At 40.9% G+C, this 24,269-nt stretch carries 22 protein-coding genes and 1 tRNA gene; 14 read left to right on the plus strand and 9 right to left on the minus strand.

Annotation, left to right across the window (positions count from 1 at the left end; genetic code table 11):
• Window positions 1-138: 138 nt before the first annotated feature.
• Window positions 139-873 carry an MBL fold metallo-hydrolase gene (locus tag V7K35_RS13635; protein ID WP_335079764.1) on the minus strand — a complete coding sequence of 245 codons (735 nt, stop codon included), beginning with the start codon at window positions 871-873 and terminating at the stop codon, window positions 139-141.
• Window positions 874-1,163: 290 nt separating this feature from the next.
• Between V7K35_RS13635 and V7K35_RS13640 the strand changes: the two genes are divergently transcribed.
• Complete coding sequence (locus tag V7K35_RS13640) at window positions 1,164-2,681, plus strand: site-2 protease family protein (protein ID WP_335079975.1); 1,518 nt, start codon at window positions 1,164-1,166, stop codon at window positions 2,679-2,681.
• Between the two features lie 507 nt (window positions 2,682-3,188).
• Here the strand turns inward: V7K35_RS13640 and V7K35_RS13645 are convergent.
• From V7K35_RS13645 to V7K35_RS13655, 3 genes are all read right to left on the minus strand, one after another.
• A complete protein-coding gene (locus tag V7K35_RS13645; protein ID WP_335079765.1) occupies window positions 3,189-3,755 on the minus strand; it encodes a phycobiliprotein lyase in 567 nt (188 codons plus the stop codon).
• A gap of 75 nt (window positions 3,756-3,830) precedes the next feature.
• Window positions 3,831-4,511 (minus strand): HEAT repeat domain-containing protein, encoded by a 681-nt coding sequence (locus V7K35_RS13650; protein WP_335079767.1) that lies wholly within the window; start codon window positions 4,509-4,511, stop codon window positions 3,831-3,833.
• 287 nt (window positions 4,512-4,798) lie between these two features.
• Window positions 4,799-4,883, minus strand: a tRNA-Ser gene (locus tag V7K35_RS13655).
• Between the two features lie 107 nt (window positions 4,884-4,990).
• Between V7K35_RS13655 and V7K35_RS13660 the strand changes: the two genes are divergently transcribed.
• The 6 genes from V7K35_RS13660 (at window position 4,991) to V7K35_RS13685 (ending at window position 9,320) form a co-directional block, all read left to right on the plus strand.
• Entirely contained in the window at window positions 4,991-5,359 is a 369-nt protein-coding gene (locus V7K35_RS13660) for a 2Fe-2S iron-sulfur cluster-binding protein (RefSeq protein ID WP_335079769.1), read from the plus strand.
• Entirely contained in the window at window positions 5,349-5,972 is a 624-nt protein-coding gene (locus V7K35_RS13665; RefSeq protein ID WP_335079771.1) for a thermonuclease family protein, read from the plus strand. The genes V7K35_RS13660 and V7K35_RS13665 overlap by 11 nt, the downstream gene beginning before the upstream one ends.
• Window positions 5,973-6,003: 31 nt before the next feature.
• Window positions 6,004-6,816, plus strand: a complete 813-nt coding sequence (locus tag V7K35_RS13670) for an inositol monophosphatase family protein (RefSeq protein ID WP_334793062.1) — start codon at window positions 6,004-6,006, stop codon at window positions 6,814-6,816.
• 74 nt (window positions 6,817-6,890) lie between these two features.
• Complete coding sequence (locus V7K35_RS13675; protein WP_335079773.1) at window positions 6,891-7,841, plus strand: J domain-containing protein; 951 nt, start codon at window positions 6,891-6,893, stop codon at window positions 7,839-7,841.
• The gene (locus tag V7K35_RS13680; protein WP_335079776.1) at window positions 7,841-9,055 is read left to right on the plus strand and encodes an ATP phosphoribosyltransferase regulatory subunit; all 1,215 of its coding nucleotides are present in this window, start codon (window positions 7,841-7,843) and stop codon (window positions 9,053-9,055) included. The genes V7K35_RS13675 and V7K35_RS13680 overlap by 1 nt, the downstream gene beginning before the upstream one ends.
• Window positions 9,056-9,083: 28 nt before the next feature.
• Window positions 9,084-9,320 carry a hypothetical protein gene (locus V7K35_RS13685; protein WP_335079778.1) on the plus strand — a complete coding sequence of 79 codons (237 nt, stop codon included), beginning with the start codon at window positions 9,084-9,086 and terminating at the stop codon, window positions 9,318-9,320.
• Between the two features lie 26 nt (window positions 9,321-9,346).
• Here the strand turns inward: V7K35_RS13685 and V7K35_RS13690 are convergent, their stop codons facing one another.
• Both V7K35_RS13690 and V7K35_RS13695 read right to left on the minus strand, forming a co-directional pair.
• Window positions 9,347-9,571, minus strand: coding sequence for a hypothetical protein (locus V7K35_RS13690; RefSeq protein WP_335079780.1), 225 nt, complete (start codon window positions 9,569-9,571; stop codon window positions 9,347-9,349).
• Window positions 9,561-10,085 (minus strand): DUF4258 domain-containing protein, encoded by a 525-nt coding sequence (locus tag V7K35_RS13695; protein ID WP_335079782.1) that lies wholly within the window; start codon window positions 10,083-10,085, stop codon window positions 9,561-9,563. Before V7K35_RS13695 ends, V7K35_RS13690 begins: the two co-directional genes overlap by 11 nt.
• A 684-nt stretch (window positions 10,086-10,769) precedes the next feature.
• On the opposite strand from V7K35_RS13695, the gene V7K35_RS13700 reads away from it, so the two are divergent.
• Window positions 10,770-10,994 (plus strand): indolepyruvate ferredoxin oxidoreductase subunit alpha, encoded by a 225-nt coding sequence (locus V7K35_RS13700; protein WP_012407913.1) that lies wholly within the window; start codon window positions 10,770-10,772, stop codon window positions 10,992-10,994.
• Window positions 10,995-11,071: 77 nt separating this feature from the next.
• Window positions 11,072-11,800 carry an ABC transporter ATP-binding protein gene (locus V7K35_RS13705; RefSeq protein WP_334793065.1) on the plus strand — a complete coding sequence of 243 codons (729 nt, stop codon included), beginning with the start codon at window positions 11,072-11,074 and terminating at the stop codon, window positions 11,798-11,800.
• Window positions 11,801-13,296: 1,496 nt separating this feature from the next.
• Here the strand turns inward: V7K35_RS13705 and V7K35_RS13710 are convergent.
• On the minus strand, window positions 13,297-14,619 hold the full coding sequence (locus V7K35_RS13710; protein ID WP_335079784.1) for a hypothetical protein: 1,323 nt from the start codon (window positions 14,617-14,619) through the stop codon (window positions 13,297-13,299).
• A gap of 497 nt (window positions 14,620-15,116) precedes the next feature.
• On the opposite strand from V7K35_RS13710, the gene V7K35_RS13715 reads away from it, so the two are divergent.
• Together V7K35_RS13715 and V7K35_RS13720 are read left to right on the plus strand one after the other, a co-directional pair.
• Window positions 15,117-15,839, plus strand: coding sequence for a carbonic anhydrase (locus V7K35_RS13715; protein ID WP_335079786.1), 723 nt, complete (start codon window positions 15,117-15,119; stop codon window positions 15,837-15,839).
• A gap of 602 nt (window positions 15,840-16,441) precedes the next feature.
• A complete protein-coding gene (locus tag V7K35_RS13720) occupies window positions 16,442-17,950 on the plus strand; it encodes a UbiD family decarboxylase (RefSeq protein ID WP_334793068.1) in 1,509 nt (502 codons plus the stop codon).
• 88 nt (window positions 17,951-18,038) lie between these two features.
• Here the strand turns inward: V7K35_RS13720 and V7K35_RS13725 are convergent, their stop codons facing one another.
• Entirely contained in the window at window positions 18,039-18,920 is an 882-nt protein-coding gene (locus V7K35_RS13725) for a TauD/TfdA family dioxygenase (RefSeq protein ID WP_335079788.1), read from the minus strand.
• Between the two features lie 283 nt (window positions 18,921-19,203).
• On the opposite strand from V7K35_RS13725, the gene V7K35_RS13730 reads away from it, so the two are divergent.
• Window positions 19,204-19,743 (plus strand): SH3 domain-containing protein, encoded by a 540-nt coding sequence (locus V7K35_RS13730; RefSeq protein ID WP_335079791.1) that lies wholly within the window; start codon window positions 19,204-19,206, stop codon window positions 19,741-19,743.
• A 257-nt stretch (window positions 19,744-20,000) separates the two neighbouring features.
• A complete protein-coding gene (locus tag V7K35_RS13735; protein ID WP_335079793.1) occupies window positions 20,001-21,644 on the plus strand; it encodes a tetratricopeptide repeat protein in 1,644 nt (547 codons plus the stop codon).
• Window positions 21,645-21,773: 129 nt separating this feature from the next.
• Here V7K35_RS13735 and V7K35_RS13740 read toward each other — a convergent pair whose 3' ends face one another.
• Window positions 21,774-23,684, minus strand: a complete 1,911-nt coding sequence (locus V7K35_RS13740; RefSeq protein WP_335079795.1) for an acetate--CoA ligase family protein — start codon at window positions 23,682-23,684, stop codon at window positions 21,774-21,776.
• A 317-nt stretch (window positions 23,685-24,001) separates the two neighbouring features.
• Between V7K35_RS13740 and V7K35_RS13745 the strand changes: the two genes are divergently transcribed.
• Window positions 24,002-24,205: a hypothetical protein gene (locus tag V7K35_RS13745; RefSeq protein WP_335079798.1), complete on the plus strand. Its 204-nt coding sequence runs from the start codon at window positions 24,002-24,004 to the stop codon at window positions 24,203-24,205.
• The last annotated feature ends 64 nt before the right edge of the window (window positions 24,206-24,269 follow it).

Genomic DNA, 24,269 nt, shown 5'->3' on the forward strand with positions numbered 1-24,269 from the left:
TACTCGTGAACGAGTCTTTGATACTCGTGAATGAGTCTTTGATACTCGTGAACGAGTCTTTGATACTCGTGAATGAGTCTTTGATACTCGTGAACAAGTCTTTGATACTCGTGAACAAGTCTTTAAGCTAGATAAATATTAAATTAGGGGCTGTATCCGCAGCAAATCTGGTAAATCTAGAGAGGCGAGGTGTTGATAAGCTTGATTGATGACACGCTTGCCTCTGAGAAAGCCTGTATTAGCTCCTGGACAAATGTAGCTGAGAGTTTCTGGTGTAAAATCTTCTAATAATAACCGAAGACTGTTAATTTGTCGGGGCCAATGAAAGGTTTTTGCTGTCCGTAATGGTACTGCTTCACCCTTATGATTAGGAACTAAATGACGCCCAGAAAACAATATACCTCCAAGCTCACTGTAGTATAGGCAAGATGAGCCGGGAGAATGACCTGGTGTCCAAATAACTTGGACTACTGGATCAAGAGAAAATTCCTGTCTAAAAGTAGTTACAGTTAAGCCTGGTAATAAATAAGCTTCTTGTTCTTGAATCAGAACTTCGCAGCCAAAGGTTTGCTGAATTTCAGAGGTCTTGCCAATAGCGCCTCGATGGGTGAGAAATAACCAACGTATGCCTCCATGCGATCGCAAAAAATCTTCATTTGTTTGATCTAAAGCAGGGCAGTCTATAAGGATATTGCCTTCATTTCTTACAATGAAATAAGACGTTCCCCCTAATGTGTCCCGATTGGGTGCAAAAGCAAAAATACTTTCCTGTGCGAAGTCCGATTGTAGAGAACTTCCGCTAGGAACTTTGTCAAGAAACACAGGCCGTGGTGGCTTAGTTGTATGACTTGGCACTTGAGGTAAAGGGCACATGATAAAAGAGCCGAAACTGAGGAGTTGTAGACAATCTGCTTACAGTGTGGAAATTCTCAAGAATTGAAACTTAAGCGTTTAACTAGTACAGCACAACGTAAATTCAGCCACCATCTCAGATTAACTAGATTTGGGGCAAACCCTTGTTAAAGGTAGGCAAACTGACGCTACAGTGTACTAACACTGTTAACCGTTCGTAAATAAAATTGGGATTTGAGGTCTGCCTTGTAGTTAATGCTATGGTGCTGAAGCTACTGGTGGGGCGTTTTGTCAAAATTACTGAAGATAACATGGCATTTTGGTTTCTATTTATCCTCTTACTGGGGCTAGCTACTTATCTAATGGTGCAGCACAGTGTTGCTCACATCACCCGGACGCCAGTATGGTTGTTGTGGCTGGTTTTAATGACACCAGCATTTCTGTTGAGTGGATGGACGCTGGTGTATGGGGCGAAACAATCTCCGCCGCCAACGCTGATCATCTCGTCGTTATTTGTCTGCACATTGTTGTACTGGATGTTGTTTCAATGGGGGCGTGGAGTGCCAACAGATACACAAACCCAAACCCAAGCCCAAGCCTCAGAATCACAGCGGACTATCCAGGCTACCGCAGAACCAGCAGTGCGTCCTATTGAGCTAAAGGAAGAAACCCAACTACGAAATTGTTTTCCTTGGTCTGTATACTACGTTCAAAATATTGAGTATCGACCACAAGCGGTGATTTGCCGGGGTCAGTTGCGAACTCAAGCCAGCAACGCCTACCAGCAGATTAAAACTAATATTGAAGCACAATTTGGCGATCGCTTCCTACTGATTTTTCAAGAAGGTGTCAATGGAAAACCTTTCTTTGTGCTGGTTCCCAACACTCAAGCTAAAGAGAGAAATACACCACGACGCGACCAGGAACGCTTAACTCGACCAGGATTAGCACTTTTACTACTAGTAGCTACTTTCCTAACTACTACCTTGGTGGGAATCCAAAATGCTGGTGTTTCTCTTCCACCTCTATGGGAAATTAGCTCTTTGCTAAAAGTTCTATTTAACCCAGATGTCCTATTTAAAGGATTACCCTATGCTTTAGGATTAATGACTATTTTGGGTATTCACGAACTTGGGCATTATTTGACAGCTAAATTCTACAAGATTCGCTCGACGTTGCCTTACTTTATTCCCATACCTTTCTTCTTGGGAACTTTTGGTGCATTTATTCAGATGCGTAGTCCCATTCCCAACCGCAAAGCTTTATTTGACATTAGTATCGCTGGTCCAATTGCAGGCTTTGTCGCGACTTTACCATTACTAATATGGGGCTTGGCTCATTCTGACGTGGTTTCCCTGACTGAAAAAACCCGACTTTTGAATCCTCATGCCCTTAATCCCAAGTATTCCATCTTACTAGCGCTACTCTCGAAGCTAGCCTTGGGTAGTCAGTTAACAGAAAAATCCGCTCTTGACCTTCATCCACTTGCAGTGGCTGGTCTTCTAGGACTAATTGTCACAGCCTTAAATTTAATGCCTGTGGGACAATTAGATGGAGGTCACATTGTCCATGCAATGTTTGGGCAACGAACTGCGATCGTAATTGGTCAAATTGCTCGCCTGCTATTGCTATTACTTTCTTTAGTTCGGGAAGAATTGTTGCTGTGGGCGATTATCTTATTATTTATGCCGTTGATTGATGAACCTGCACTGAATGATGTTACTGAATTGGATAATGGACGTGATATTTTGGGATTACTGGCAATGGCTTTGTTGATTGTAATTGTCTTGCCACTACCGCAGGCGATCGCTAACTTTTTGCAAATTTAAAAAGGATCAAGGCAAAGAAAGAAATATATCTGAATTTTTTCCAAACTATGGTATTAACCACAGTTTGATATTTTGTGATTGAGATTATATCCAATATTAAATAACAGCCCTCTTTTAAAAGTGCTTTTTGCAGTTTTGTCAGCAGAGGGTAAATAACAAATATATCCCTTGCCCCATTGCTCAATACTAGGGCTTATGCCCTGTACAAATTAGTCATGGTATGCATTTCAAAAATAGGTCGTTTCAGGCTTTTATTAATTCTATAAAACGCGACACTAGTTACACACAAGTCTCATTAGCAATTCTATGGTTTATCAAATAGCCCAATCAAACCTCATCTTGGTTGTGCTACGTAAAACTATCCCTCTCCATGAGTTTGGAGAGGGATTTCAATTAGGACAGGGTGAGGTTTTATTTACCTTAATCTTGTAAAAAAGGACTTTTGGGTAATCAGATAACTTGTGTATACACCGTAGCAAGGGAAAGGGAGATTATTTCGTATTACAACTAACTTGATACTGAATTAGCCGCTTTGTCAGCCTTCGCAGCTGGTGGAAAGCCACCCATGCGAATCTCAGAAGTGAAAGAAGTGATACTAAATCCACCAAAACTCTTGAGGACATTTACCCGCATTCGCAAATTGGGACTAGCAAACCACACGCGCTCCTCTAACCACATGGTTTCATCTTCTGTAGTTAGGATCAAGGCACCATCACTGTCAAATTTATAGTCTCCAGCTACTGGGCTTTTATCAGGATCAAGTATTTCCCGCAGTAACTTACCTTGGGCCGGATTATCTGCATCAGGTATCGAAACTAACACAGTTGAACCACTGTGTTTTGCTTGATCCTTTTCCATTGTGCCATTCCAGGTAATTTTGATCGCACAAGAGGCGGAACTAGGATTAATTTTGTCCTGTTGACATAGTTTGATCACTTCTGGATGATCTACTGCCAGCGTCTCAATTATGATGTCTGACTTGCTATTTTCAGATTGGTTAAAAGCCAAATGTTGACTAGTCCGATGAGAAAACCATTTGCCAGCGCTTAACTGAAAAAATTCTTCAATATTCATGAATGAAATTACCCTGCATCAAAATGCTAAAATTCCCACTTAATTATTATTAAAAGGTAGCAGGAGGCTTTAATATTAAGCTTGATTGTCTATTTCCTCAAGCTTCTTGAGGCCAATTCTGGCTGCCTCAGCAACGTTGAAATGATTGTCTTTTTCCAGGTATCTTAAAGCTGAGACACTCTTAGGAGTAGGAAGATTTCCCAAGGCTTCTGCCAAACGCTGCCTTACTATCCAATCATCTGATTGGGCGAAGCGCAGGATATTATCAACAGACTCAATATCTTTAATTTCTCCCAGTGCAGAAATTGCAGCTTGTTGCAACACAACTTCTTTGCTATCCAATGCCTGAAGAAGAACCTGATGGGCCCGAGGGTCTTTAATGTTACCTAGAGAAACGGCTGCACTAAAGCGTACTAGCCAATCAGTATCTTCATAAAACGCCCGTGAAAGCACCTCAAAGGCTCTGGCATCACCCAAATATCCCAAGGCACCAGCGGCATCAGCGCGTATACCATAATCTGGGTCATTTTCGAGAATTCTTACCAAAATTGAATAACATTCTGGCGTCGGCTTGATTCCCAGAGCAAATATTGCCATCGAGCGCAGTTGCAAAGATTCGTCATCTAGTACCTTTTTAATCAAAGGGACTGCATCCTCAGCGGAAACATGACGCAGATTGGCAAGGGCTACCATGCGATCGCGCAAATTCGGACTTTCTAACTGAGTAGAAATTTCTTGTAAGCTTAGATCTGCCATTTAGTTCAAAGCGTTTTCTTTACTTATCTTAATTTACCTGATCTGTTCATCAGGCTGTCACCATAATGAAGTAGGAGTTTGGCGACTTTACAAAATGCCTCAATTATGAGTGAAAAGTAAACAAATGTTACTTCCCGCTAAAACGTTTGAATTTAGCAATCAGATTTAACACTTGATCACCCTTTCAAAGCAATTTTAAGAATATATTTAGCAATATCGTACTATTACTAAACCCGACGATTTGTATAAGTCAAGTTGAAACTATATATTTATACTAGGTTTGAGAACGGAGAGGGAGGGATTCGAACCCTCGTTAAGTTTCCCTAAACAGACTTTCCAGGTCTGCGCCTTAAACCGCTCGGCCACCTCTCCAGGTGCCACAAGTCACGATTCTACTATAGAATCCCAGAAAATGCAAAGATAAACAAAGATATTTTTAGGTTGAATTTGAAAGTCCCAATCCCAAAACGCAAATTTAGATGTCCCGTACATACACAATTAGAGTTCGCGATCGCGCCACTGGCAAAATATACACCTTACAAGTGCCAGAAGACCGCTACATCCTGCACACTGCCGAAAAACAAGGGGTGGAACTGCCGTTTTCCTGCCGCAACGGGGCTTGCACCACTTGTGCGGTGAGGGTATTGTCAGGAGAAATTTACCAACCAGAAGCGATCGGATTGTCGCCAAATTTACGTCGGCAAGGTTATGCCTTGTTGTGTGTGAGTTACCCCCGTTCTGACTTGGAGGTGGAGACACAAGACGAAGATGAAGTCTACGAACTCCAGTTTGGACGCTATTTTGCTAGGGGGAGAGTTAAAGCGGGTTTACCCTTAGATGAGGAATAAACAATTCAAAATCACCGTACCCCTACTCAACCAAATAGCAAGAGTTGCGACCAGAGGAGAAGTTCTAATATCTGTGCGTCTTGGTGACTGGGTGCGAAAAATAGCCATTTTGGCTTGCTTATTGCTTTTAGTGAGTTGCCAAGGTAAAAACCAGCTGCCAAACAATCAGGCTGAGGTGAAAGTAGCGCGAGTAGTTAGTGGGCAAAGTTTGGAAGTGTTAGGCATGGCTGAACAACCAAATTTGATTTCCCAAGTGCGGTTAGTTGGTATTGATGCACCAGATTTGCGACAGCGACCTTGGGGGGAAGAAGCAAAAGAACAGTTAGAAAATCTAATTGGTGGTGCAGAACAATCGGTAACCCTGGAGTTTGATTTAGAAGCAAAAGACAAAATCGGGCGAACTCTAGCTTATGTGTGGAAAAATAAGGTGTTGTTAAATGAAGAATTAGTCAAACAAGGGAATGCAATGTTTACTGGGCGATCGCCTAACCACAAATATGATCAGCGTTTAGAACGTGCCCAACAATGGGCTAGACTTATGGGCCAAGGAATCTGGAACCCTGAAAAACCCATGCGCCTTACTCCCGCCGAGTTTCGCCGCCAAAATCTTTAAAGAGTGGGCACAAAGGAGACTACTAAACCCAATGACAAATCTACAAATTTTTCTAGATATTGCTACAGAAGCGGCCTTAGCTGCTGGTGCCATTTTGCAAGGTTACTTGGGTAAGTTAGAAGACGCAATTGTTGAAAAAGGACGCCCTGGTGATTTAGTCACTGCTGCTGATAAAGCCTCAGAAGAGTTGATTTTAGAAATTTTGCGTCGCCACTTTCCCCAACATTCTATCCTCGCAGAAGAATCAGGAAAATTAGGTAATCAAGAGAATGAATACCTTTGGGCAATAGATCCTCTAGATGGCACAACCAACTACGCTCATCAATACCCATTTTTTGCCGTTTCCATCGGGCTATTAATTAATGGGGTTCCGCAAGTTGGTGTAATTTATGACCCCTTTCACAATGAGTTGTTCCGTGCTGCTGCTGGCTTGGGAGCAACGCGTAACCGTCATCCCATCAAGGTTTCGGCAACCTCGAAACTGAGTAAAAGCCTTCTGGTAACTGGATTTGCCTATGATCGCCGCGAAACCTCTGATAACAACTATGCAGAATTTAGTCACCTCACCCATCTTACCCAAGGAGTCAGACGTAGCGGTTCTGCATCGCTAGATTTGGCGTATGTTGCCTGTGGACGTGTCGATGGTTACTGGGAACGGGGACTTTCTCCTTGGGATATTGCCGCCGGGATAATTTTGGTACAAGAAGCCGGGGGCAAAGTCACCGCCTACGATGGTACTCCCGTCAAAATCGAGTCAGGTAGAATTATTGCAACAAATGGTTATATTCACGACTCTCTGAGTAGCGAACTTTTACAAGTTCCACCACTGTCAGCATGGGTGTAGCAGATGGGGGCTTTCCCCCCGACTTTGGGTAAACTAAAAAGAATCTAACTGCTCCTTTGGTGCAAAACCTGTATATGTCTTTCAAAATAGATCGTGGATTATTTAAATATGATTTCATAGATCATCACGCAGTATTATGCGTTCCAGTTGATGCGGATGTTAAAGAGATTCGCAAACGCTATCTCAAAATTGCTCGCCGCTTACACCCGGATAGTAGTTTTACTGAAAGTGATGCACAAAAACAGCTAGGAAACGAATTGTTATCAAAGTTAGTTAACCCAGCTTACGAAAAACTTTCTGGCGATCGCACTCGCGTTGAATATATTCTAATTTTGTCGCAAATTGGCAAGCGCCTGGTACAAGAGTCTACTTCGGTTATTCTAAACACTGACTTGGGGAAACAGTTAGCTGATACCGCCAATATCGATCATTTCTATAAAAGTGCGATCGCTAAACTAGCCCAAACCCAATATGATTCTTTAGAGCAAGCGCTGCAAGTCATTGCCCAAGTTAGTGAGTTGAATTTAGTCTATTTAATGCGGAGTGGGGGCAAAGCATCCGCACCGCCGCCACCATCTGCTCAACCCAAAGTCCAATCAGGTACGTCTGAGCCAAATACACCAAAGAATACACCACCAGCGCCAGCAAAAGAAGACTCGATTGTAGAACAGTATGTTCGTCGCGCTCAATCTTTAATTGACAAAAACCAATTTACCCAAGCCAAAGTAGAGTTGCAAGATGCCCTAAAGCTAGAACCTAAAAATAGTCGCTGCCATAGCTTAATTGCAATGGTGTATTTGAGGCAAAATCAGCTAAAAATGGCAAAAATCCACTTTGACAATGCTCTAAAATTAGACCCCAATGACGAAATAGCTCTGCAATGGAAACCTAAAATAGATAAAGCTCTAGGACAACAACCTAGTGATCATAAGGTGACTTCATCCCCCAATAATAGAGATAAGCAACCAGATAAATCTGGTAGTGGCGGTTTGTTCGGTGGTTTGTTTGGTGGGAAGAAAAAATAATGGTGTATCAACCAGCAGCGGGAGCCAGGGATTTATTGCCCTTGGATGTGGAGAAAAAACGCTGGATTGAAGAGCGGTTACAGCAGGTGTTTCACCGTTGGGGATATCACAGGATTATCACCTCGACTTTAGAGCGCATGGATACTCTGATGGCGGGGGAAGCAATCCAGCGTCAGATGGTGATTCAACTACAACAAAATGGCGAAGATGATGAATTAGGGCTACGTCCAGAATTAACAGCATCCATTGCTCGGACTGTTGTCACTCGGATGGCAAGTCTGCGTTATCCGCAACGGTTGTACTACAACGCCAATGTGTTTCGCCGCACTTGGGAAAGTAGACACAATCGCCAACAGGAGTTTTATCAAGCTGGGGTGGAGTTGTTAGGTGCTGGCGGATTGCTGGCAAATGCAGAAGTACTACTATTAGTAGCAGATTGTTTGGCAGCACTGGGTTTGCAGGAATGGCATTTAATTTTAGGTGAGGCGGGAATTACCCGATCGCTTCTGAGTGCCTTTCCAGCTAATTTACAGGATAAAGTTCGCAGTGCGATCGCTCATCTTGACCGGATTACTATAGATAATTTACCCATAAGTGACAAACTACGCGATCGCGCTAGAATCATCCTGGATCTACGTGGCTCTAGTGCAGATGTGTTGCAAAAAGTTAGTAGTTTGGATCTAGATGAAGAACAGCGAGAGGCAGTAAATAACCTCAAATCCTTAGTAGAATTACTGGAATCAGAGAAAAAACTTCCGTTAATCCTTGACCTCAGCCTCATTCAGACCATAGATTACTACACTGGTATTGTATTTGAAGTTGTCACAGATACCGAATCGCAAGCCAGAGTTTTAGGGCGGGGTGGTCGCTATGACCAGCTTTTGGGGCTATATCATCCTCAAGGAGAAAACATCCCCGGAATTGGTTTTGGACTCAATATCGAAGATTTATACCAAGTTTTGTTGTCTACTCAGCAATTACCACAGATAATCCCAGCGAGTAACTGGTTGGTAGTATCAGAGACGCCGAATGCTAACGCCTTTGCCTTTGCCTACGCGCAAAAACTCAGAGATTCTACTGATTTGGTGCGGGTAGAAATTGATTTGGGGGGAAGGGATGCAGACGCTATTCGCCAATATGCACGCGATCGCAGTATAGCCCAAATTGCTTGGATCAAAGCTGATGGCTCCCCAACTATTGAATCATTGCGTTAAGTGAGTTGAGCATTGGGCATGGGGGGCATTGGGAAGAGACAAGGGAGACAAGGAAGAAACTTGTTCAATAATTCTCTCTCGTCCCCCTCATCTCCTGCTGCCTCCCTCACTCCTCACTCCCCAGCTACGCGACTCAGATAATACTATAATTTTAGAAACTGCTGTAGCAGCTAATGCCGAAGTTATCGTAACTGGCAATTTAGATTTATTGATGCTGACAAAATTTAACAAAATTCCCATTTTGACATTTTGGCTAATAAGCTAGCTATCCGAATACTTTATTGATTTATCCTAAGCAGCAAAGTCATACACTGGCGTTTCAACAATGCAGACAGGCTCTTGTTGGTTGTAAATAATCTGCTGCAACCGTTCTACTGTAGACGGTGAGAAAAATTGTTCTCCTGTCTCTGGATTTACCCGTGCAGGTACATTTTCAATTAAGTAAAATTTGCCATTCATCTGTAGTGTGTAAGTTACTGTTTGCTCTATTAGTGTCTCATTGAAGTTACTGCTCATCGTTGCTTCTCCTTCGGGTAAAGTCATTGTTCCATAGGTTGGAGTTAGGCTCGTAAACGGTAATAATTTTGATTAAGGAGCGAGAGGGATAGCTACATTGAACGTGAAGAGGTCGGTTTGCTTGCGTCAAGCCACTAATCAAGCAGCTAGATCCATATTTATCATCTGGATAGTCTTCGATAACTTGACTACTAGCAATTGCCTCCTTAATTTCTTGTACGTGAATACCACGCAGAATAGATTGGTCAAGAGCATGTTTGGAGAATTCAAATTGATCATCAGCTATTTTGCGACGAATTTCTGCAAGCATTGTGAGCAACAGAATAATATCGGCTGTGTTTAAATTGTTATTAATTTGCTGATCCCACTCCTCTCCAGGTAGTATCTTGCGATCGTGCCAGCTTGAAATTACACTCTGCCGTGTCAAAGTACTGAGGTGATTAGCTAGTTCATCCAGTAAAGCTTCGTCTTTGTGAGAGTAGGAGAAGAAAAGCTGTAGCGATACTTCTGGCATTTTGCGTTTCAGGAGTAGGATAAATTACGCTTGTAACAAATTATAGTATTTTTGCCTGAATTTCCCTAGAACCTAACGGCGATAGCTAAGACAGCTTGCTTAGTACAGCCCACCATAAATGAGGTACGGAATTCGTTTTTTGAATTAAACGTATCTAGTATAGCAGTGGACAGACAGCTTGGGACATTCGTAAATTCCAAGAGAGTGGCTGTCACAGCTATCCATAGCAGACTTGTCCTAACCATTATGGCAGCCGCTATAACATCACAGTTTTTATTTCCGACCCCTTTTTGGGGTGACATGTACTTAGTACAATTTTGCATAAAAGCGTAGTGTTTTTAATGCAGGAGGATGCATTGGCATTGCAGAGGGACGCATTAACATTGCAAGGTATTGCCAAATTTAATTCGTTACAAATTAATGAAATGCTGTACTTAGGGACTTCCAATTAAAAAAATACTCAACTACTTCTTGTGCGGTGGGCGACACGAGAGGCCGTAGCCAAAGGCGGGCAAGACTTTGTTACTACTAAGGGTAAATTTGAAAATTCCGAGTTCTGAGCTACTAATGAATAGAAATTGCACTCTCATCCAGACTCACCTTAACAGCGGTATCTCCAATCTCCAGTCCCCACTCCCCTGCTAGGCTAGAAATAGCCGATACAGAAAAGAGGGAATCGAGAACATGCCGCACACAATTGTTACAGAAGTCTGTGAAGGCGTAGCTGACTGCGTAGATGCCTGTCCAGTAGCTTGTATTCATGATGGCCCAGGCAAAAATGCCAAGGGAACAGATTGGTACTGGATTGACTTTGCAACTTGCATCGACTGTGGTATATGTCTCCAAGTTTGCCCAGTAGAAGGGGCGATTCTTGCAGAAGAACGACCAGAGTTGCAAAAAACTCCGTAATAGTCCATAGTCAACAGTCAATAGTCAATAGTTATGTTTGACTTGACTGTTGACCAATGACAAATGATAAATGACAAATGATAAATGACTATTTACTAGACATTCAAAATGTCCACGCTGGATACATCAAAGATGTAGATATCCTGCAAGGTGTAAATTTCCGGGTTGCACCAGGGGAATTGGTAACAGTGATTGGCCCTAATGGCGCGGGTAAATCTACTTTAGCAAAAGCAATTTTTGGGCTTTTAATCCCGCACACAGGCACAATTACCTTCAAAGGTGAAAACATCGTGGGGCTAAAATCCAATCAAATCGTCCAACGAGGAATGTGCTACGTACCGCAAATCACCAATGTCTTCCCCTCTCTCAGTGTTGAAGAGAACTTGGAAATGGGTGCTTTTGTGCTTAACGTTCCCCTGAAACCAATCAAAGATAAAATATTTACCATGTTCCCTAGACTGAGCGATCGCCGTCGTCAACGCGCTGGTACTCTCTCTGGAGGAGAACGCCAGATGCTAGCGATGGGCAAAGCTTTGATGTTGGAACCTAGTTTGCTGATTTTGGATGAACCATCTGCTGCTTTATCCCCTATGCTGGTGACACAAGTCTTTGAGCAGATTAAACAAATTAATCAGGCGGGTACTGCGATCGTACTAGTGGAACAAAATGCCCGTAAGGCTTTAGAAATGGCTAATCGTGGCTATGTACTGGAGTCGGGACGCGATGCGATCTCCGGTTTTGGTCAAGAACTGTTGAATGACCCGAAAGTGGGTGAGCTATATCTAGGAGCAGGTAAAAGACATTAAATAGTTGCTAGCTATGGGGAACCAAAAAGCGTATTGACACCAATGAGCTTTTTCTATGCTCCGAAAGTGCGGGTCTATTTACTATCAAAGAATCATTAATAAAAGCCTGAAAGGGCAAGATAAAACAGTGAAGACTATAAAAGCTTCTTTACGAGACGCTGCGCGAACGTTATCAGTATCGCACGCAACGAGATGTCCGGTTGCCCTACGCGCAACTGTAAATCAAACTCAATCAAACACTCCAGTAATGAATTATTAATTAGTATTCATATACCGTGTAATCTGTGAGTAAATTGTGATTTATCTTACCTGTGAGCGCTAAAGTTGTAGTCTTTCAGATAGCAGCAAGCCTTATCATAGTTATCATCAAAGAACATTGCAGCACAAACAGCCATTGTAATAATTTCTGTATTGCTCATCTCGATAAGACAATCTTCTTGATCAGCGACGCCGAATAGCCCGCTGTAGGCATCCCCTTCTCTTCTCTACGAGAGGCTACGCCAACGAGACCTTACGCGAACAAGAGATCATCAGTGATAGCATAGACAGTAATTATTTCATTTAACATATGCCCCTCCTAATTTTCTGAATGGAGAGGTTTTTATTACTTAAGTGACCTGAAGTGATCGCTTGGCAGCATAACTAGCATACTTGGGTTAATGCAAAAGCTATAACAATTCCTGCCACTGCCGCGACCGTCATTTTCGATGCTCAAAGAATTCTCCCCAATAATCCTTGCGTTTCTAATCACATCTACAGCGAGTAAAAAGGTAAAACAGGACATTCATTCAGGAAAAAGTGACCAGAACGTAAATTATCGGGATCTGCCAAAACTCTCATTAAATAGGAATGCATAGTGAGCTTCCTATATATAAATAGGACTTATGCATAAGAGATCCTCTAATCCCCTTAAAAAGTTGGCTTTTAAGATCCCCCCTTTTTAACGGGAGCCACTTACTCAGAGGGGTTTCCTCAAGTGGACGATCGCGTGGGCGGGTCTTTTGACTTAAGCGGACTGGCATCAAGTGGCATGGGTTAGGGAGGAGTGCGCGAACGAGGTTTCAGGTTTTTAATGCGTAAGTCGTGATAAAGCTCTGCATTAGTTTTTGATGTACTGCTGAGTTACAACAACTCCTGCAAAGCTGCGCCAGAGGAAACCTTGGGCGTTTTTGCATGGAATAAAAATGCTTATGTTTCCCCTAATCAAAATTGATTGAGTGCTTTTGGCAATTTGGCACCCAAAATTTTTCTATTGCAGTTTTAATTGAGATATCAGCAGGGTTACTGGGACATTGAGAAAGTTCTACAAGGGATCGATTCCCGTCTCAAAAATCCCACCCAATGGCCAGTTGTTGACTTTTGCGCTCTGTGAACTACCCTTTTAGGGTGGATGCAGTAAACAAGCACGAACGTCAGCGCTTCACCACAACTGGCTAGAAATCAAACAGAAAACACATAGTTAGGCCATCGGATCATACCAAAGCGATCGCCACCATTTATTGAGCCTCAAGCTGCCTTAGTTTATTATTTGCCGACAGTAGTAACTCTTGAGCTTTTAGATAGGCTGTTGTGCCATTTTGGACTTTTCTTAATTGATTAATAATACTCTGCAATTGGCTCAACACCCGATTGCGCTCCAGATCATGAGCATCAGCAGGAATTGAAGCCAGGAACCTTCCGATTTCTCGTTGCGCTGCGTCTATTGCCTCCACAGCATCCGCCTCAGCTTGCCGCCTGACTTTAACTTGACCTAAATTAGCCTGATAAATTGCTAATAACTTTTGTGCTTCGGTATAACCCGCCACATCTTTTGAAGAAATCTCTTTAAGCCGCTCAATTGCCTCTATCCACAAATTTTCTATCTGTTGCCATTCAGTTACGGTGTGCGGCGGATTTTGACCAGCTTTGGCAGCTTGCCAGGAAAACTGCCGGGCTGCGGTGATTAAGGCACTGATGCGATCATTCCCAGCTGCCAATCCAACAACTTCCTGAAACTCATGCTTATAAGTATCTAGTTGATTTTGTACGCTTTTTCCTGCTAGGGTTTGACCAGGAATCTGCTCTAATTGATTAAGCGCCGTCTGCCAAGCAGCTGTTGCAGCCTGTTTATCAGTTGCTGTTGCAGCCTGTTCATATTGCTGTTTTGCATTTAAGAGGGTCTGCATATTATCGGTAAGCAAGGACTGAGCATTTTTTTCCTGAAAAACCTTAGCTTCTAGCTGCCCAACTTTACTCCGAAATGCATTAAAATCATAGATGCTAAAGCGCGAGTCGTACCACCAATATCTGTATTCTGACCAATCGTTGACAAAGGAAGTTGGCAACTGATCTAGATGTTTTTGTGTTTCTTGTAGCTTCTGTTCTCCCAAAGCCAAATCTGCTGGACTAGTAGCTTTTTCAATCAATTGTTCAGCTTGCTCGACTGATACCAACGCCTGTCGATAGTGATTATCCATGCTGATGTAGCTGGGTAGCAACAAAAAAGGCGCATGGAGCATCACCGGACGGCGAATTACCGGGTAAGGCTGGTTCGCCACCCAAATTACACCAACGGGAATGCCTATAAGTATTGCTATCCAAATAAGTCTACTACCTATACCCCGCTTGGCTTTGCTATGCAGTTGCTGAGGGGAGGTTTTGATAACCCGCCTCTCTAACTCAATTTCATGCTCTAATTCAGCAAGGTTTTTGGGGGTTGATGGTGTTGCAGGTTTTTTCTGCACTACAGGTTGAAGGCTTGGGGCAGACGGATCTATGCCAGAGCTATTTTGAGGATTTTTACGTAGAAAGTTCCAGTTTATTTTGTTTAAAAAAGTCATATCTATAGCCAGTACTATGTTAAGTATTCCCAAAAAATATGGGAAATACAAACAATAGATCATTTTGGCTTTTGACACGAATTATACTCTTTTGTAACTAGAAGATAATGTGTTGGAAAAACTATCTTAGTTATGACTCAATACCTTGGATTAATGATACTTTGTCCAGGAAGATCCCCCCAATTACTTGCTCATAAGGGAAACCCCCAAGCCGCAGTGGCTCCTCTTAAAAAGGCTTGCTCTAATTTAAGGAGGGTTAGGGAGGATCAAGCTTTAACTGAGCCATATTAGGTTATGGCTAACTCTAGCTTTAAATTTGACAGATGATATCGAATTTCCTTGATACACATAATAGTCAATCTGTATAGTGTATAAGTTCTAAATTCCAATGCAAGGTGAAGATTAAATGACTCTTAAATCGTGTTAAAGGGTACTCTTACATCTTGCTTGAGTCTGATATATTCCTGATAACAGCTTTGTTGTTGTCAGGTAGATTGATGAGTCGAATTAATGGATTTGTAGGGCGGCGTGATTTCTTAAAATTCGCAAGTGTGGTAGGTATTGCAGCTACTACTTTGGGTAATAGTTTTTGGAATACAGAGCAAACTGCTGTTGCTGATATTCATCCAGTTAACCCTAATCTAATCAGTCCTAATGAAGCTATCAGACGCTTGCTTGATGGTAATCAAAGATTTATCCATCAAAAACGTAAATATCCCGATCAATCATTAGAACATCTACGATTAGTTGCTAAAGCTCAGTATCCTTTTGCCGCCATATTGGGCTGTGCAGATTCCAGAGTACCAGCAGAAATCGTCTTCGATCAAGGGCTTGGAGATTTATTTGTCGTGCGAGTTGCTGGTAATGTCGTCAGTGACACGGTTATAGGTAGTTTGGAATACTCTACAGCAGTATTGGGTTCGCAGTTGATTGTGGTTTTGGGTCATAAAAGATGCGGCGCAGTAGCAGAAGCAATCAAAAATGAACCACTTCCTGGTAGAATTGGTTTAATTATTGAGGGCATCAAACCATCTGTAGAAAGAGTAAAGTTAAAACCGGGTGATAATATGCAAAATGCGATTATAGCTAATATTCAATATCAAACTGAAAAATTGCAGGAAAGCTCAACGATTTTAGCCAAATTGCTCCGTGAAGATAAACTAAAAATTGTTGGCGCTTGTTACGATATTGATACTGGTAAAGTCAACATTATTACTTGAAAATCTCACACTTTAGGCGTAAAATTTTTAGTTTAATGATATTGCAAAAAATTATTATTTATAAAGCTTTTTTCATTAATAATCTTCAAAAATAATAAAATTAATTGCTTAACTTAGAAACCTATTTTTTATACAATTTTACAAAATACCTGTTACATATACATTGGGAAGGGTGTACAACTGTACGCTCCTACAGTTAGGCTACGCCAACGCAAACTCACAAAAATTCAGAAAAATATAAAAGTAAAATACAGATCAAACTTGTAAAAAATAAACCCAGCAGGGGACATATAACAAGCCCGCCTGCCAGGAAGGTATAGTATATTCTGGCCATGTTTGATCAGGTTAACGCTTATTTGTAAAAATAATTGCGTATCCCTAGATACAATAACTAAATACTTTGGAAAACACAGTTAAGAAAAGTTACTAAATAGGTTAATTTTCAATTAAAACCAACAATTTCCCAAATGGGAAGATGAGGGGACAAGGGGTACAAGAGACAATTATTGAATAAGTTTCTTCCTTATCTCTTCGCAATACCCAATGCCCCATAATATAAGAAAGCGCTTCACACTTCTTAAATAATCAGCTTTATTAGAACAATGGCGAGAGACTTGCGGGGATTCATTAAAATTTTAGAAGAAAGAGGACAATTACGGCGAATTTCAGCTTTAGTTGATCCAGATTTAGAAATTGCTGAGATTTCCAACCGAATGCTACAAAAAGGTGGCCCAGGGTTGTTGTTTGAAAACGTCAAAGGCGCTTCCTTTCCGGTGGCGGTGAATTTGATGGGAACTGTGGAACGGATTTGTTGGGCGATGAATATGCAGCATCCAGAGGAGTTGGAAAGTTTGGGGAAAAAACTGGGTATGCTACAACAACCAAAACCGCCGAAGAAGATTTCCCAGGCGATAGATTTTGGAAAAGTACTGTTTGATGTGGTGAAGGCGAAACCAGGACGAGACTTTTTTCCTGCTTGTCAGCAAGTTGTGCTTCAAGGTAATGATTTAGATTTACATAAGTTGCCCTTGATACGTCCCTATTCTGGTGATGCTGGCAAGATTATCACGCTAGGACTGGTAATTACCAAAGATTGTGAGACGGGTACACCCAATGTAGGTGTGTATCGCTTGCAACTACAATCTCAGAATACGATGACAGTTCACTGGTTATCGGTGCGGGGTGGGGCGAGGCATTTGCGAAAAGCGGCCGAACGTGGGAAGAAATTAGAAGTTGCGATCGCACTTGGTGTAGATCCTCTAATTATCATGGCAGCTGCCACACCCATTCCTGTAGATTTATCAGAATGGTTGTTTGCTGGACTGTATGGCGGTTCTGGTGTGCAGTTGGCGAAGTGTAAAACTGTAGACTTGGAAGTTCCCGCAGATTCAGAATTTGTCTTGGAAGGAACGATTACACCTGGGGAAGTTTTGCCAGATGGACCTTTTGGTGACCATATGGGTTATTACGGCGGCGTGGAAGATTCGCCGTTGATACGTTTTGAGTGTATGACACACCGGAAAAATCCGATTTACTTAACAACATTTAGCGGTCGTCCACCTAAAGAAGAAGCGATGATGGCGATCGCACTAAATCGCATTTATACTCCCATTCTGCGGCAACAAGTCTCAGAAATTGTCGATTTCTTCCTACCAATGGAAGCTTTGAGTTACAAAGCGGCGATTATTTCCATAGATAAAGCATATCCAGGACAAGCGCGACGGGCAGCTTTAGCGTTTTGGAGTGCGTTGCCACAATTTACTTACACCAAATTTGTCATTGTTGTGGATAAAGACATAAATATTCGCGATCCGCGTCAAGTGGTGTGGGCAATTAGTTCCAAAGTTGACCCAGTGCGGGATGTATTTATTTTGCCAAATACACCTTTTGATACGTTGGATTTTGCCAGTGAGAAGATTGGCTTAGGTGGACGCATGGGAATTGATGCGACTACAAAAATTCCACCGGAAACAGACCATGAATGGGGTTCGCCTTTGGAATCTGACCCAGATGTGGCGGCGATGGTAGAGAGGCGATGGGCGGAGTATGGTTTGGCAGAGTTGCAGTTAGGAGAAGTAGACCCGAATTTGTTTGGTTATGATATGAGGTAACGTGTTAGATAGAAACTGGTAAAAATCTATGCTGGCTATCAGCTTAACTGATTTTTATCAGTTTAACTTACCCAAAACTAACAAAATATTAGAATGAAAAAGCTGGAGAACATAGCCTGATATAAATATCTCTTTGATTATCAGCAAAAGCTCTTCTACCATGAAGTATTCTTGTATTATCAATCATTAAAATATCCCCTTTTTGCCACGAAATTTCTGTGGTTATTTTTTCAGCAATTTCATTAAGTTCAGAGACAACCTCTTCAGGAATTTCTGAATTATCCTCAAACTTAAGTATTTTTGGGCTTAACTGCTTTGTGGGCAATAGACTATTAATAAATACTTGATACTTTCCACATCTGCTGGGGATAATGGCTGGACAAATATATTCAATCAGAATCGATTGATCATCATTTACTGCTAGATGCGTATTATTCTTCTGACATATCTCTTCTAGTGTATTTAAGTTATCTGTTTGGTGTTTTTTTTGCCACTCCTCTTTAGATATGCTAACAGTAAATTTTAGCTTCTTTTTGTTGAACAATTCTTTAGTTGAACTACTAATTTCATTGAAAAATTGTCTACCATCACATACCGTAGTTTCACCATCTTCTAATGGTGGATTAGCACAAAAAAACCACAGCATAAGTGGGATATTTTGCTGATAATACATTTCTCCGTGCAACTTAATCTCAGACTTAAAATCATTTACACTTAAAAGAGTTTCATCTCCATTAATTACCCTCCTACTGAATGCACCGCCAGCATAATTGATAAAATCGGTACTCAAGATATTAGTAAATTCTTTAAAAATGTCAGTCTCAACATCAAATCCTTTAAAAAGTAAGATTCCATAATGTTTAAACAGACTAATAATTTTTTCTTTGTCTAATTCTAAAATACTGACATGATCGAGATTAATAATCTCTTGACCTATGGCATCTGATATAGGCTGTATCTTGGTATTCATATAACTTAATAAAAGTTTGTCGAAATTTGAACTCAATGTTGGCGTTAACTATACCATATACTGACATTTTAATACTCAATATGTCGTTGTGATGCATCTGCGTAGGCGTAGCCCGTCGTAGACATTGCAGGACTAAATTTTGTAAAATTAAAAGTGTTATTGCAGTACTAAAATTCATTTTAAGGAACTACGTTACAAATTTAACCCTAATTTATTTGGGTAGATTATCAGATACAAATAAGACTATAGCCTTAGTTACTGATGCCAGAAAATTAGAGAAATTATGACAAAAAAAGCGAAAAATCCAGTATCAAAGTTAGTAATAGGATTAACATTCAGTTGTATTAGTATAATACTTAATACAGGTATAGCTCATCAAATAAGTTTAGCAAAATCAACTAATCCTCAAAAGTGCGATATTCTTGCCTACGTCACCGATACAGATCCACAAGGTTTAAATGTGCGGAGTAGTGCAAGTACAAATAATACAATTATAGGGCAAATACCCATCAACGAAACAGTTCAGGTTATTGGTGCTGCTAGAGATTGGGTACAGATTACTAATGCTAGTGATGGTTTTCAAGGAACTGGATGGGTGTTTGTGTCCAAATTAGGCTTAACAACGCGGGGCTACGGTACTAATGGCGTGGATTTATATGCTAGTAGCAGTCAACAAAGCCTAAAAGTGCGAAGAATTCCTGCTAATACGGTTGTTAAGTTGTTAGGTTGTCAGGGAGATAAAGCGCAGGTAGAATATCAAAGTGTTAAAGGTTGGTTAACAAAGGAAGATCAATGTGGTGCAGCCCTTACGAGTTGTTCTTAGAATCACTCCCCACTCTTCAAGAGGGGGCTAATAGCAAGAAATCTTAAAATCCCGAATATAGCTGTAGCTACACCTGCCGTTCAACCTAAAACGGTGATAGTTCCCATACCTGAAATAGTAACAGATATTAAGTAAAATTAATAATGATTACAAAATAATAAGCAATTTTTGGGAATATCACTCAAGCTAATTAAAAGGTTTACGCCGAATATATATTTTAATAGAATAATCTCATCAAAAGATTCGCAGAAACATAAATGGACTGGATTACACTACTGCGATCGCTACAGTCTGATTTTATTAAAAGGTTAACATCTGGTTGTCTGCTTCATTGTGAAATAGAAGGTCAATATAGTGAATTAACTATAATCTCTGGAGAGAGATTAAAGGCACTACGGGAATTTTGCTGGCTGATGGCTGAGAAATATAAGCGTGTTTCGCCAGTGCGTGACGTTTTTATTAGCTATCTCAAAGGGAAGTTGGGTGAGGAGGTTGTCAAAGAACGTTTAGCTGATTTTATTACCGAAGTCGATTATGAAAAGCGATTCGGCGGCGATGGTAATATAGATTTTACCTTGACTTCTGACCCATCTATTGGTATCGAGGTTAAATCTCGTCATGGTCGGATTGATAGAGTTAGATGGTCAATTAGTTCTGAAGAGGTTGAAAAAAATGCAGTTGTAGTTTGCATTTTGATTCAAGAAGATGTGAGTGAAGCACAATCTGAGTATCACCTTTTTTTGGCTGGCTTTCTGCCAACCCGGATGATTAAGTTGAAGACTGGGAAAATTTCCTTTGGGATAGAACAATTACTGTATGGTGGTGGTTTATGGTGCTATCTAGAACAGTTACAATCTTCTATAAATAATTCTTCTAAGCAACAACCATCAATTTACAAATATCTTCCGAAGCAGGAAACTGCACCTAAGCCAACTAATAATCAGTTGCTCAAATCTTCGTTTCAACCTGAATTAGAGAACTCTTTACAATATCGTGAGGAAAATTTAAATATATTTTATGTAAAATTAGGTGATGAATGTTTTGAAAAAGGAGAATATCAGAATGCGATCGCTAACTATAATCAAGCCTTACAAATTAATTCTAGTGATGTTGATTTATATTATAAACGAGGTTTAGCTTATTATAAAATAGGAGATTATGAAGCTGCGATCGCAGATTATTCTCAGGCAATTCAGATGAATCTTCATGATGCTAAATCTTATAATAAACGAGGTTTAGCTCTGTCTCAACTGGGGCGATTAGAAGAAGCAATTAACGATTATACCCAGGCTATCATCATTAATCCTAATGTTGCTGTGGCTTATAAAAACCGGGCTGAAGCTCGTTCTCATGTAGGAGATAACCAAGGAGCAATTGAGGATTATACCCAGGCTATTAAAATTAACCCCGATTATGCTGATGCTTATAAAAACCGTGGAATTGCTCGTTATTTATTAGACTCTCAACCGGGATTGGGATTTCCTCAAGCAATCAAGATTAATCCTAAAGATGCCATCGCTTATAAAAAACGTGGTAATGCGCGTTCTGATTTAGGAGATTTTGAAGGAGCGATTGAAGATTATACTCAAGCAATACAGATTAATCGTAATTATGCCGATGCTTATTACAACTGTGGGAATGCTCGTTCTGATTTAGGAGATTTTGAAGGAGCAATTGAAGATTATACTCAAGCAATACAGATTAATTTAAATTATGCAGATGCTTATTACAATCGTGGCAATATCCGTTTAGAAATAGCAGATAAACAGGGAGCAATTGAAGATTTTCAAAAAGCCGCAGACATCTATCGTCAAGAAGGTAAGCTAGAAGCACTCAAAGATACACGAGAAAGAATATTAGATTTAGAAATAGAAGAATCATTAGATATTTTAAAGTTCTAGAAAATCGATGAATTCAGATAATTAGCAATTTTTAGCTAAACTATAGAACCCCGACTTCGTAAAAGTTGTCGGGGTTCTAACTTTTTAGTTAGATTTAGAAATATTGGTTTGAGTGCCTATTTACTTAGCTCATAAAATCGCTCCACTTTCTTTCAAATAAACCCGTGTAAATGGTTCATCTTCAGTCAAAGTATAATCTTCAATCAACCCTTTGCGACGCACAGAAATGTCGTTACCTTTTCTAATCACCACAGTAGAACCATCGAAGATATCCCGCACTAGGATCATCTCAGTTTCGGTGGGATTATCCAAAACTACGATATTACTACTCCGGTAAAACATGCCCTCTTCATTTAGGATGTCTTCCGCATACTCGGCAATCAGCAAATCAAGTTTTGGATGACGCAGCAAAGTTTGGACATTGCTGTTGTAATTTTTGCTTAATACTTTTTTCGAGCGATTCACAAAAACTGCATCACGACAAACAGCGCCTATTGTCCAGTCGGGATGTTGCAAAAGGATATGGTCAATCGTTGCTTGCAGTTCTTCAACTGAGATTTTATTAAAGGTAATAATCGGTATCCTAGCATCTGTACCTGACTCAAAAAAGGTTTCTAAGATATGGGAAGGTACATCAACGCTTTCACCAACAGAAGGTTTAAGATGCATTAAAACGCCTGGTGCAGCGTTGATTTCCAAAATGGCAAAGTTACTGGACTTCCAAGATTCTGAGAGACTTTTGGTAATCACATCAATACCAAGGCAAGTCAGCTGGAAATGTTGGGCAATATCTTGCGCCAAGATAATATTGTCAGCATGAACTGTCTGGGTTGCATCGATGCTTATACCTCCGGCTGAAAGATTGGCGACTTTACGCAGGTAAACAGTACGTTCCTTCTCAATCACGCTGTCTAATGATAAGCGTTGTTCGTCTAGGTAGAGTTCCATCGCTTCATCAATCTGAATTTTACTCATTGGCGAGGTGGGTGAGTCTAAACGTGCAGGTTTGCGGTTCTCTTGGCGAATTAATTCTGCAAGCGTTAAATACCCATCACCGACAACCGATGCTGGACGGCGTTCTGTGGCGGCGACGAATCTACCATTGACACACAACAAGCGAAAATCTGATCCGGAAATACTTTTCTCAACAATTATCCGAGTTAGCTGGTCTTCGGGAATCGCTGCCAGTGCTCTATTATAAGCAGATAGCAGTTCTTTTGAGTCTTGTATGTCAGCCGTAACACCAATTCCTTTGTGACCTACCACTGGCTTAACTGCCACTGGGTAGCCAATTTGTCTAGCTGCCGCCAAGGCTTCCTTTTCCGAAAAGACGATATTGCCTTCAGGGACTGGGAAACCCAAAGTTTTTAAAAATGCCTTGCAGTCATCTTTGCGGGTGGTAAACTCCGAATCTAGATGACTATCACAGTTAAATGTTGTTGCTACCCCCCGGACATGTTTTTTTCCCAAGCCGTACTGCATCAATCCTTCTTCCCACAGATAAAAGGCGGGAATACCTTTTTCGTAGGCTGTTCGCAATAAGGCGTAAACCGTAGGACCACCATAGGCAGATGCGCGGAATCTATTTTGCAGCTTCACTAACTGTTCATCAAAGGTAAAGTCTTCGTCTTGAGTAATGGCTTCAAACCAATCCCAAACAAAATAAGCTACTTCTCTAATTGTGCGTTCATGTAGTGATTGGACACTAATCCGCACCAAATCTGGATATGGCTTAACACTCCAATGGTTAAGGTGCAAATCCATGTCCAGTTTTCCAACTTCGGACACAACTTGGGCAAATAAATGAGCATAAGATTCATAGGTTTGGCTGCCCAAGTGTGGATAGCGATCGCCAATCCTTGCAATATAATCTTTAATGGGCAAAGGCTCTCTAGAGTCAATTAGAGCAAAGTCAAATACCAGCGCCCCTGTATCTAAATAGGGGTTGGGCCCAATATAATGCTTGAATTTGAAAATATCGAATACATCCGTTCTTCTAGCATTAATGCGGGCTAAATCACTGCTTTTTTGTAGAACCATTGATTACGAACCTTTGGCTAAACACCCTGAAATTTATGATGCTGAGGTATGGTTACTCAGACTTATTGATTGTAGATTGATTCAGATTAATTTTGAAGAGTGATGGCAAAGCCATTGATCTAATCAGAACCCACCTTAACCCTATTAGTAAGTATTTTCAACTATCTCAAGGCATAATTAAACCCCCCTTCCTCAGCAAAGAATAAACAACAGTCTATTCATCCTTATGATTAGTCAAAAATATGACCTTTGAAAGGTGCAACACCCACTAAATTATTTGTATAGTTAAATATACGGTATTGAAAAGACAGCAAAGTATGAATAGCACACAAGCTGCTCTAAGAGATGAAATTCGGGAACTTGCTGAGGAAGCTTTTCACCAAAAGCTGATCTCTGGGCATGGTGATGGCCCAGACGTGAATGAGTATCAAATTGTCTACCAAGGCAAACCCAGGCATCTCCCACTAGAACAAGCACGTTTTTTCTTAACTAACTTGCTTTACAAAAGTCGCATTCATTAGGACTAGTTATTAGATATCTAATTGCATCTAGCTAGAGTTAATACCAATTACTCACGATTGCAGG

Source organism: Nostoc sp. (assembly GCF_036917275.1).
Lineage (GTDB): Bacteria > Cyanobacteriota > Cyanobacteriia > Cyanobacteriales > Nostocaceae > Nostoc.